The organism is Ruegeria sp. CL5, from assembly GCF_056536485.1.
The window spans coordinates 216596-227473 of the sequence record NZ_JBQFPS010000008.1 but is presented as its reverse complement, the minus strand read 5'-3'; the positions used below and the strand labels follow the sequence as shown (position 1 = coordinate 227473).

General features: G+C 56.7%; 8 protein-coding genes and 1 pseudogene. All 9 read right to left on the bottom strand.

Going from position 1 to position 10878, the window contains the following annotated elements:
• Positions 1-569: 569 nt before the first annotated feature.
• Positions 570-1538: a D-2-hydroxyacid dehydrogenase gene (locus ACR0IU_RS15235; protein WP_480716841.1), complete on the bottom strand. Its 969-nt coding sequence runs from the start codon at positions 1536-1538 to the stop codon at positions 570-572.
• Positions 1539-1591: 53 nt separating this feature from the next.
• Positions 1592-1795, bottom strand: a complete 204-nt coding sequence (locus ACR0IU_RS15230; RefSeq protein WP_480716840.1) for a hypothetical protein — start codon at positions 1793-1795, stop codon at positions 1592-1594.
• Positions 1792-2535, bottom strand: coding sequence for a maleate cis-trans isomerase family protein (locus ACR0IU_RS15225; RefSeq protein WP_480716839.1), 744 nt, complete (start codon positions 2533-2535; stop codon positions 1792-1794). Before ACR0IU_RS15225 ends, ACR0IU_RS15230 begins: the two co-directional genes overlap by 4 nt.
• The gene (locus ACR0IU_RS15220; RefSeq protein WP_480716838.1) at positions 2532-3614 is read right to left on the bottom strand and encodes a pyridoxal phosphate-dependent aminotransferase; all 1083 of its coding nucleotides are present in this window, start codon (positions 3612-3614) and stop codon (positions 2532-2534) included. The genes ACR0IU_RS15225 and ACR0IU_RS15220 overlap by 4 nt, the downstream gene beginning before the upstream one ends.
• Positions 3611-5260 carry a hydantoinase B/oxoprolinase family protein gene (locus ACR0IU_RS15215; RefSeq protein WP_480716837.1) on the bottom strand — a complete coding sequence of 550 codons (1650 nt, stop codon included), beginning with the start codon at positions 5258-5260 and terminating at the stop codon, positions 3611-3613. Before ACR0IU_RS15215 ends, ACR0IU_RS15220 begins: the two co-directional genes overlap by 4 nt.
• Positions 5257-7356: a hydantoinase/oxoprolinase family protein gene (locus tag ACR0IU_RS15210; protein WP_480716836.1), complete on the bottom strand. Its 2100-nt coding sequence runs from the start codon at positions 7354-7356 to the stop codon at positions 5257-5259. The genes ACR0IU_RS15215 and ACR0IU_RS15210 overlap by 4 nt, the downstream gene beginning before the upstream one ends.
• A gap of 399 nt (positions 7357-7755) precedes the next feature.
• Positions 7756-8359 (bottom strand): annotated as a pseudogene (locus ACR0IU_RS15205) (IS6 family transposase); the annotation flags it as partial.
• A 61-nt stretch (positions 8360-8420) separates the two neighbouring features.
• Positions 8421-9413: a C45 family autoproteolytic acyltransferase/hydolase gene (locus ACR0IU_RS15200; protein ID WP_480716835.1), complete on the bottom strand. Its 993-nt coding sequence runs from the start codon at positions 9411-9413 to the stop codon at positions 8421-8423.
• Between the two features lie 8 nt (positions 9414-9421).
• Positions 9422-10870, bottom strand: coding sequence for a biotin carboxylase (locus ACR0IU_RS15195; protein ID WP_480716834.1), 1449 nt, complete (start codon positions 10868-10870; stop codon positions 9422-9424).
• Positions 10871-10878: the final 8 nt, after the last annotated feature.

Below are 10878 nucleotides of genomic sequence, written 5' to 3'. Positions count from 1 at the left end.
GATCGTGGTAACTTGCATGGGGTGGCTCCTCTCAAAAGCAGATTTAGACACCTGCACTATGGCGCATTGCGACGCCGCTAGAAGCAGGAGCAATCCACCCCTTCAGCAATGTGGGCGCAACCGCAGAATTTGAATTGTGTGCCGAGAATCTCGATTTGGGCACTTCTTGTTCCTAAGTAAACTTTATTCAAAGGGGCACTTCCTATTTTCGACATTAAACGATCGCAGCAAGTGCATCAGAATTCACATAAGTGAATCCGGTACCGCCGATGTTTTTGAAAGTCTACTGCCGTCAGACCGCTCTACGCTGCGCTCCAGTCATTTGTTTTTTGAGCTCGCCTAATTCACTGTGGCCGACCTAACAGAGCGCTCGAGCATCGCTACGCGCTCACGCAAGGCATCCGACATCACCTGGCAGGTGTTCCCGAAAGGCGAAAGGTAATGCGCCACGCTCCAAACAAAAAACGGCATGATAAAGATATTGGTTTTCTGCGACCTACAGATTGTCCTCTTAAGACGTTAACGGCCGGAACAAGTACCCCGTCAGGCGTTCCGTCAGAGCATTTTCTTTAGTATCCACGCACTGGGTTCACGATATTGACCAATCTCTCGCCGCGTATCCAGCGATCCAGGTTTTGAATAAACAAATCAAAAGAAGCCTGTTCCCATTCGGCATAAACCGATGAGCAATGCGGTGAGATGACCACGTTCTCAAGAGCCCAGAGCGGGCTTGTTTCGGGAAGAGGCTCGGTTTCGAACACGTCCAGTACCGCCGCCGCCACGTGACCTGCATTCAGTGCTACGTGAAGGGCAGCTTGATCCACTACACCGCCGCGTGAAACATCCGCGAGGATGACGCCTTGCTTCATCGCCGCAATCTCTCGCGCACCGATCAAGCCACGTGTCGCTGGAATTAGTGGGGTCGAGACTGCAATGAAATCTGCAAATGGCAGAAGGTCATGCAGTTCATCCGCTGCGTGCACCTCATCGACATTTTTCATCGGCTTGGGGCGGGCACGGGTTCCCAAGACTTTCATTCCAAAGGCCTTGGCGCGCGCCGCCACCGCCTGACCGGTATGACCCAGCCCGATGATCAGGAGTGTTTTGCCCGCCAACGGCCTGACCGTACGCGCGTTCCAGTGCCGCGCAGCCTTGTCTTTCTGCAGACCAGGCACATCCAGGGTAAAATGCAAAAACCCGCCAAAGATATATTCCGCCATCATCCCAGCGGCCACACCTGCAGCATTGGTCACGATAGTCCTCTGAGGGTCCCACTGGCCGAAATGATCAGTACCCGCCCCACCATTGGCAATCCAACTTGGGCCTTGCGGGCCAAACAGCGCGTCGCGCGGATAGCCAGGCGTGCCCGCGAAACGAACCGAATAGACGACCTCGGGCTTATAGCTGTCGATCAGCGTAGGAAGACCCTCATAGCTGTTGCATTCACGATAATCTGCTTTTGGGAATGCGGCGCACAAGCTTTCGGCAAGCGGTGCCGTGTCGCTGTTGTGCAGAATGATACGCGGGGTGTCAGACATGGTTTTCCTCCACGAGAGCACGGACATGCTGTTCCATTTCACTAAATTTGGTCTCAGGCCGCATCAACCGCCCTGGCATCTTTCGCGGTGCCGCGAGTGGCAAAGGCACAATCCACAGTGACTCGCCCTGCCATCACACCTGTTGCAGCGGCTACCATGCGAACCGTGTCGATCAGCAGCGCTACGCCCAAGTTGAGAGCACCTCGCAGCATGTCCTGGCATGCGAGCGAGAGCTCAGCGACCCGGTCAAAACTCATAGCCGCTCTCTTTCCAAAAGCTGACCGAACCCCGGCAAGGCTTCGCCGATTCCAGCAAGCTGCATCGCACGGAAAGCCATTGCTTGATTAGACGTGATTACTGGTTTGCCCACTGCTTGCTCTAAATGGGCGATGATCTCGACGCTGCGCATGTCAGTGCAAGACAGCACAATCGCATCGGCCTCGGGATGGTTGGCGGCAAGGCCCAAATCGAACACTGCCTGCGGGTCCAGTTCGCCCTGTCCGTAGTTGTCCAAATCACTGTCCACCTCTGAGCTGATCAAGGTTTCAACACCCATTTGTGCCAGAAATTCGACGGCCATGTCATTGATCGTGGGCACATAGGGCGAGGCAAAGCCGATACGCCCCACCCCCAGTGTGGTCAGCGCGTGTACCAAAGCGCCTGCCGCCGTCACAGTTTGGGCACCACTCGTGGCTTTGATCCGTTCAGCAAGCCCTCGGTCAAATACCGGGCCGTGCGTAAGCGTCGCCGAGGTACAACCATAAAGGATCACATCCGGACGTACACCCTGCAACAGATGCAGCGACTCGTCCAAATCCGCTGCGCCCAGCCCGTGCATCTGGTCTGCATCGGGGACCTTGTCCTGATCATAGCCCCCCATACGGGCGAAATGCATCGACACGCCATCGGGGCGCAACAGTGTCATGTCGGGTTCGAGATTTGTATTGGTGAAAGGCACCAGAACACCAAATCGGGCACGCCCACGAGAATTCGTCATGATAATCCCTCCTTTACCAGGCGCTCCAGAAGGCTCGCAGCAATGTCGATTTGATCCGCGACACCGATGGTTACACGTAGGCAATCGGTAAGCCCAGCTCCGGCTTGCGGGCGCAAAAACACGCCCTCTGCCCGAAGGGCATGATCGGCGTGGTGCGCCGCTTCAGGGCTTTCCATATGGATCAGGACGAAATTGGTAAAACTTTCAGGCACATTTAGCCCGGCCTGAAGCAGCCGTTGGCGCAATCCGTCGCGCAATCTCGCCGTTTCCCGACAGGTTTCGCGCATGTAGCCTTGATCCAAGAGCGCAGCTTTTGCAGCCGCCTGGCCGGCTATCGTGATGTTGTTGGGGTTCATCACCTTGCGAAGCTCTCGGGCGATTTCAAGTGGAAACAAGCCCCAACCTACGCGCATCCCGGCCAGACCATACGCCTTAGAGAAGGTACGCAGAACCACCGTATCGCCGCGTTCGACCAAATCGAACACGGGCTCTCTTATATGATCTGTGAACTCGCCATATGCTTCGTCGACCACCAGTAGGGTATCGCGCGGCAAGCCTTCGCGCAGACGTACCAGTTCGGCGCGCGGGATGCGGGAGCCAGTAGGATTGCCGGGATTGGCAACGAAGACGATACGGGTGTCGTTTCGGATAGCTGCAAGCAACGCATCGACTGAAACGCGCTTGTCTTCTTCCGGGGCGTCGTCATAGCGCGCTCGTGCTATCTGCGCGGCAGTTCGGAAAAACGGGTAGGCATGCGCCGGGGCCAGTACCGAATTGTGCTCATCCGCAAACGCTTGTGTGATGCATGAAATCAGCTCCATCGAGCCACAGCCACACAGGATGCCATCGGCAGGGACACCATGAAGCCTCGCCAACGCGGCGCGAAGCTCCCCCCAATCCGGGTCGGGGTAGAGATGTCCGGCCACCAGCGCTTTCGCGGCCGCGTCTATCGCGAGCGGGCTGGGAGGGCGCAGACTTTCATTCTGAGACAGCGAGATCAGGGGCTTCCCCTTCGGTGCCTCAAGTTGAGCCAGCGCATAAGGTGACATCGCGGATATATGCCCAACGGAACGGATCATGGTTTGTACCCATAGATATCACGCGCAGCCTCTTGACTGATCAGCCCTTCGTCGAGATCGCGTCGAACGTCGTTCAAACTACGCTCATGCGGATCTCCAAAACCGCCACCACCCGGAGTTTCGAAAAGCAATGTTTCTCCTGCCTTCACCCGAACCTCACCTTTTCCAGGCAGATCTGGTCCGTCATGGCCGATGCGGATGCGCCCCGGTGCGCCAGGACCCCCTCCCTGACGCCCGCGCGCAGGGTTTAAGACACGCTCGACCGAAAGAAACACCATGAATTCTTCGTCCTGCGACGAGCGTACTTCAATATGTTGACCTAAGCCGCCGCGTGTTCGCCCGGGTCCGCCGCTGTCCGGAATGAGCTCGCGCCGTGTGATCAGGACAGGCGCGACCGCTTCGGTCGTTTCCACCTGACTTCCCCAGACACCCGACGGAAAGGCAGTAGCCGAGAGCCCATCCAGATCAGGCCGCGCCCCGGTTCCACCGCTGAATACAAGCTCCAGCGCAAACTGCTCATCCCCGCGAGACACCGCCTCGGGTGTATGGCGCAGCGGCAGGTCATACATGCATGATGCCCCCTCGGCCGGAACGGAATCCGGCAGCGCCTGCGACAGGCAGCCGTAGACCAAATCGGGTGTCATCTGCCCCAGTGTATGGCGCATGGCGACCGGTGCGGGTGCCTGGGCGTTCAGAATACAGTTCTTTGGCCCCGTAACGTGGAATGGCTCAAGCGAGCCCGCATTGTTGGGAATGTCCGGCCCGATAGTACAGCGAAGGGCAAACACCGAATATGCGGTGGCATAATTGAGCGGCACGTTGATACCCTTTTTTGACAGGCCGGAAGTGCCGCTGAAATCCAGATTAACGTAATCTTCACCGATGGTCAGGGTCGCATGAAGATCAATCTCCTGCTCATACCCGTCTACCTTCAGCACAGTGTGCCACGTCCCCGCGGGAAGCTGGGCAATGGCCTCAACGGTGCCACGATATGAAGTGTCGATGATGTAGTCGGCCAGCTCGTCCAGATGGTCGATACCGAACTCATCCATCATGCCGGCAAGTCGTGCGGCACCAGTCTCGCAACACGCGATCAGCGCATAGATATCGCCTTCATTGGCGACGGGTTCGCGAGAGTTGGCTTTCACTATCTCCATCAGAAGTGTGTTTAGATTGCCCGTATCCACTAGCTTACAAGGTGGGATGAGCAGCCCCTCGTCAAAGATGTCAGCGCCCTCTGGCCCCATGCCCAGCCCGCCCAGATCGACTAAATGCGAGGTGCAGGAGGTAAACCCGACCACCTGATCCCGAAAAAACACCGGCATCATCAACAGGAAATCGTTCAGGTGCCCAGAGGCTATCCACGGATCATTCGTTAAGTAAATGTCGCCGGGCCTCATATCCTGAAGCTGAAAGCGGCCGCGCAGTGCTTTGACTGCTTCAGCCATGGTGTTGATATGGCCTGGCGTGCCGGTCACGGCCTGGGCCAGCATTCGGCCCTGTAGATCGAATATGCCAGCGGAAATGTCACCGCATTCGCGCACGATGGGGCTGAAAGCTGCGCGTATCAGCGCCTGACCCTGTTCCTCTACCACGGCCAATAGCCGATTCCACATGACCTGCAGGCGAGTATTCGACGTGCTCATCGGTTGCCCTCCCGTTTGCGTATGAGCCAAATGTTACTGCCGCCATCCAAATGGGCTGAGAAATCGGCGCTGACGAATGTCGTGGTCTGCGGCTCGATAATCAGGGCAGGCCCGCTCACTTGGTCGCCGGGCCTGAGCGCTGCGCGCTCGTGGATATCGGCCTCGCGCCACTCACCGGTGACATCACACAGGATGCGCCGCTGCCCATCTGGCCGCGCAGGCTTTTTCTCAAGCGTCTCGGGGTAATGCTCCAGCGCGGGTGGCTCTGACGTCACCTCCAGCGCCCAATTCAGAACCTCGATAGCCATGCCTGGCACTGCGCGGCTGAATTGGCGGCTGTATTCCTCCTCGAACGTCTTGCGAAGCGCAGGAATATCCGCCTCTTTCAAAGCCCGGTCAGGTAGCGTAATTTCAATCTCATGCCCTTGCCCATGATAGCGCATGAAAGCCTGCCTTTTCCGGGTTAGTCGCCCTTCTGGTGCGCCAGCCCTCACAACGGCCTCAGCCTCACTGATCATTGCGTCGAAGAAGGCACTAAGCCCCTCAAGGTCGAGCGCCTCAAGGGTGCTATAGCGCGAGCGGATGATTTCAAACGAGACCGGAGCAAATAGGAACCCCACCGCCGAACCTACCCCTGGATCACGCGGGACTAGAATGCGATCGACTTGTGCACGCCGCGCCACCCTTGTGGCGTGCAAGGGGCCATTGCCACCAAAAGCGATCATCAACCGAGCGCCCAGATCCTTGCCAGATTCCACCGCATGCATCCGCCCTGCGGCAGCCATGTTCTCATCCACGATCTCGCTGACCCCATGGGCGACCTGTGCGCTGTTTAGCTCCAGCGCCTGCCCGATCCCCGACGCAAGCGCAGTTTCAGCCGCGTCCGTATCGATCCCAAGCCGTCCCTCAGCAAAACGCCCGGGTTCAATCAGCCCCTGCACCACATCGGCATCTGTTACCGTCGGATTGGTTCCACCCTTGGCAAAGGCGGCGGGTCCGGGCTCGGATCCCGCACTTTCGGGCCCGACCTGCAAGCGGCCTAACCGATCCACATGCGCGATCGAACCGCCACCTGCTCCAATCTCGATCATTTCGATCACCGGAATACGTACAGGCATACCCGAACCCTTAGTAAAACGCGCCGCACGTGCGATTTCGAATTTTCGGGCTGTCTGCGGGCGATATTGGTCGATCAGGCACAGCTTGGCAGTCGTACCGCCCATGTCGAAACTCAGCACTTCGCGCTCGCCGGTCTCGGCGGCGATGCGCGCAGCCAGAATGGCGCCCCCTGCAGGACCGGATTCTACAAGTCGGATCGGCAGGCGCGCGGCGGTTTGCATCGTGGTCATGCCCCCACCCGCAGTCATCATCAGGATCGGGCATTGCAACCCCTCATCGCTAAACCGCGCTTGGAAATCGGCCAGGTAGCTTTCCATCTGAGGCTGGATATAAGCGTTGGCTATGGTAGTTGAGAGCCGGTCGAACTCGCGCGCCTCGGGGCTGACCTCGTTCGATAGCGAAATCGTTAGATCGGGTAGCGCCGCCAGCAGAAGTTCTCGCAGCCGCAACTCATGTGTCGGGTTGGCATAGGCATGCATAAGGCAAATGGCCACGGCCTCAGCGCCGCAAGCAGAAAGCTCTTCAGCCAGTTGGGAAACAGCCCCATCATCGAACGGCTGTAACTCCAGCCCGCGCGAGTCCATTCGGCCTTTAATCGTAAAAGCGCGCGCACGCGGCACGATCAGATCAGGTTTAACAAGATTGATCTCATATTGGTTGTAGCGGCGCTCATAGGCGATTTCGAGAATGTCTCGAAACCCTTCGCTCGTCACAGTCGCCACAACTGCTCCGCGGCGCTCGATCAACGCATTGGTGGCCAGTGTCGTGCCATGGATAAAGCCGCTGATCTGAGGCCAGTCCGCCCCGGTTTTGCCCAACACGTACTTAGCACCCGCAAGCGCCCCAAGTGTCGGGTTTTTCGGGGTGGTCGGTGTTTTGGCAGTGGCAAGGATATGACCTTGCTCATCGACCAAAACCGTATCGGTAAATGTACCGCCAATATCAACGGCAAGACGCAACGCGTTCTTGTTGTGCATCTAGAAAAACCAGAAAATCAGGAGAGGCAGAAGAGATGAGGATGCCCGGTCTAGCAAAAGCCAAATCGGTTCATGACCAGCGTCAGTTTAGACGACCAGATCACAGCCGGTTTCCCGGCGTCCCAGTTTTGCAATCATGATTTGCGCCATGTTTGGCCGCTCTTGCTCTTTTCCATGCCCAAAACGCTGCCCGAGCACAGGACTTGCTGTCAACAAAAATGTGGACATGTCCTGCAAGCATGCTGGTGCTGTCAGACGAATTTGAACCAGTCTCAGCTAGGCCAGTAGAGCTGTCCATTGAAAAACGCGAAGATCGCGCGATCTGGATGAACGGCCGTGCGCGTCAATTTGAGTACACCCCCCGTTGGCTAGCGATCTTTCCTAATTGATGTAGTTCTAGACAAAGCAATGAACGGCAGCGAACTTCTGCTGATTTTGCATGCGCCTGAAACGCTGCATCGCGCGTTCGCGTCGCCGGAACGGCAGGTGCGAGTTCTTAACCCGGTTATTGAGCCACCTGCCCGTCTGCTGTTTTTCGGTAGCACCAAGCCCTCTGAGAGCAGCCCGATACGATGCGAAGCGATCCGTGATTACGGTTTTCGCTTTTCCGTGACGCTTCATCAGTTTCCTGAAAAATTTCAGTACTCTAGCTTTATTTTGGCGTTTGGTGACAACGGCTTCTAGCACCTCACCTCGTGATCAACAGCCCGCCAAATATAATGCCGCTTGCCATTTAGCTTCACGAAAACCTCGTCCACATGCCACGTCCATTTGGAGAATGCGCGCAGCTGCTGAACACGCTTCCGCCGTATCTCAGCAGCAAACATCGGGCCAAACCATTTCCACCAATATCGGACAGTTTCGTGGCTCACGTCGACGCCTCGCTCGTGCAGCAGATCTTCGACAGTCCGCAGCGAGAGCGGGAAACGGATGTACAGCATCACAGCAAGGCGGAAGATCTCGGGGCTGGACTAAAACACTTGAAAGAGGCAGGTCTGGTCATGGGCAAAAGCTACGCAACCGCCCTACCCCGCTCAAGCAAAGTTCTTCTGACAAGACCCGGGCTAGTATGAGACCTCCGCCTCCGCCTTCGGCAACATCAGGTTGACCTTTCCTTCGCTGAAGTTACCAAACGACAGATCCCAGCTCGTCCCAGGCCATACCAGTTGCAATTGCTTTGTTGCTGGTCGGTAGACAGCAGTATAGAGCGTTCCGAACCCCGAGCTGAATGCCGTGGAATAGAGAGGCGGACGCAGGAAAGCGTCGATGAACCGCTTTTCGCTTTCGGGGTGCTGGTTGAGACGGTTCAGCAGGAACCGTTCCCGCTCAAGCGTAGCGGTAAAGCGTGCATGTTTCGACCATTCCACCTGGCCCTGGTGGTTGGTCGCCACCGGCACGTCAGAGATTTGCGGATGCCGGTCGGGGGCCAGAAACACCGTGCCATGATTGTACTTTGCGTCCAATACGGTGACGTTATAGCTCATGTGACAGGGAATACGACTTAGGCATTCAATCGCTTCAGCGGTTGTTTCGCAGGTTTGCAGAACATAGCGCAGGATCAGTGGAACGCCGAACCCATCACCCACCTCGCGCCGTCCGCCAAACGTCAGCGACACCGTCAGACCGGCATCGTTTATACCGTCGAGCAGGCCAAGTACGCCATCACTCATCCCGATCACGCCACGCTCACCCCAGCGGGTTCTAAGCAAGGCGGCATCGAAGGTCTTGGGGTGGTAATCATAGTTTCGCACCAGAATAGGTGTCTTGCCGCGCCAGACCGCCTGACTGCACCCGGACAGGTATTTCGGCGGGCAGTAAAAGCTGAGAAACCGCGCTTGGCTGTCGCTGCCGCCGACCAGTTCAACTACCTCTTCATACAGCGACATGATCTCGGGCATATGTTTTTGCAGGGCGCGCAGGCATTCACGATAAGTGGGGCGGGCCGAATACCCCTCTTGCGCCCACCATTTGCGGTAGGCGGGCCAGTATTCGGCAAACAGCCCGGCCAGCTTGGGACCGGGCTGCGCCTCGTCGATGGAACGAAAAACAAGCGTCATAGGACTTTCTACATGATTTTGAACGCGGTGTCTTCCATCGGTTGCGCGGCGGGCAGAGGTTCAGCCATATATGCCGAAGTGATCCCATGGATCCACTTTTTCGACTTGTCAGTCAGTTTGAAACCTTTGGTCATCGACCGCCCGCGCGTCACCAGAATGCCCAGATCAGCCCCTTCATAGCGGTAATCGCCAACATTCGAGATGCGCAGGAAAAACGCCTCATTCTCGCCCACGGCGCGGCGGTGATAGTCGAACCGGTCAAACACCACACGCCCGTCTTCCAGCATCTTGTAGATCCCCGATTGCGGGGCCTGCGTGATCCTGTCGACACTGTCATCGGTGTGTTTGATCACCATCTGTGACCAACTGTCGATCATGTCCGGGTCAGCCCAGCGGGCATTCAGTTCCTCGACATCCAGTTCGAACGGTTTCTTCGAAAACTCCAGCAGGTGGAACAGGAACAGTGGCGCATCGGCATGAGCAAAGGCTGCGTGGTTGGTCATCGAACTGGCTCCGGTGATGCGGGGGTTCAATTCGCCTAGCCAGAGCTCATCTGTTTTCTTGTCGATTAGGAAGTCGAGTTCGAAATAGCCACGATAGCCGGATTTGCGGAGTTCTTCTCCGAACTGGAAGGTCAACTGCCGCGCCTGTTCGCGGGCCTTGGGTGGGAAGGCGGTCGAGAAAATCTCATTTCCGCACCAGCCGCCGCGATAGGGGGTGAGTTCCTTGAAGCCCACAAGCTCGGTCATCAGCGGGCCGACGATGGTGCCTTCGGACGTCGCGCAGGCCTCGATCGCCGCACCACGACAATCGATCCGTTTCATGATCTTGATCTCGCCTTCCCCGATGATCTCGTGCTCATGCTTTTTGAAATCGGTCTCGGACTTGATGAAAAAAGTCGTGTGGCCACTGTCGCCAAAGGCCGATTGCAGCACCAGATCGTGGCCCAGACCCGCTTTGTCGCAGATTTTCCGCAGGTGATCGTAGCTTTTGACCACATTCAGGGTGTTTGGCACCGAAGGTACACCCGCCTTATTGCCGATGCGAACTGTTTCGATCTTGTTGTCGCATTTGGTGCGCAGCTTTGCCTTAGGAAACCATAGCTGGCCACCCAACTCCTTAACCAGCGCCTCGGTGGTTTCGTCAAACATCAAGAAGACAAACTTGGGCTTGCCGCCGCGCCGTTTGATCAGATCAATGACCTCTTTGTGCTGCAACAGATAGTTATTAATGTCTTCGATCGACTGGAATTCGTCATGCGGCATCTCGGAAGGGACGAACACGTTCGGATGTCGACCGTCAAAGCAATCCATGTAGCAGATATAGGTAAAGTTCATCACCCATTCATCCAGCCCCAACAAGTTGAAATTGGTCGCCGATACAAAATAGATCGGTTCCTTGTTGGTATGAAAATACCGGCGGATTTCCGAGATGTTTTTCAGCACCTTCTTTGGCATATGGTCCT